Source organism: Metabacillus rhizolycopersici, from assembly GCF_020075705.1.
Genome location: NZ_JAIQUM010000244.1, coordinates 1 through 689, shown reverse-complemented (window position 1 = coordinate 689; position 689 = coordinate 1). Strand labels below are relative to the sequence as shown.

Below are 689 nucleotides of genomic sequence, written 5' to 3'. Positions count from 1 at the left end.
GTAATGCTATACCACCAATTCGAATGTTCAAATATTTATTGCTTAAATCTATCTATGATTTATCAGATGTAGATATAGTTGAACGTTCTCAATATGATATGTCATTTAAATATTTTCTCGATATGGCACCAGAAGATTCCGTGATTGACCCCAGTTCTTTAACGAAATTCCGCAAACTCCGTCTTCAAGATGTGGGTTTATTAGATTTGCTTATCGAGAAAACTGTTGAGATTGCACTAGAAAAGGAAATCATTAAGAGTAAAACAGTCATTGTGGATGCAACTCATACAAAAGCACGCTATAATCAAAAATCACCTAAAGAGTTTTTACAAGAGAAATCAAAAAATGTTCGTAAAGCTGTGTATCAAATTGATGAATCAATGAAAGAAAAATTCCCATCTAAAACCACTTCTAACGAAGTAAAAGATGAATTGAATTATTGTCGTCAAGTTATAAATGTTATTGAAAAGGAACCCAAAATTGCAGAGATTCCTTCTGTTAAAGAAAAATTAAATGTTCTAAAAGAAGTCGTTGAAGATTACACTGAAGCACTGAACTATTCTACTGATCCAGATGCACGTGTAGGACACAAAACAGCTGATTCTTCTTTCTTTGGATTTAAAACACATATAGCCATGAGCGATGAACGGATTATTACAGCTGCGATTGTTACTACTGGTGAGAAAAGT

1 protein-coding gene is annotated in these 689 nt (G+C 32.9%); it reads left to right on the top strand.

The window, feature by feature from the left end; translation table 11 throughout:
* On the top strand, positions 1-689 hold a 689-nt coding region (locus K9V48_RS28315; RefSeq protein WP_224142344.1), incomplete at both ends, for a transposase.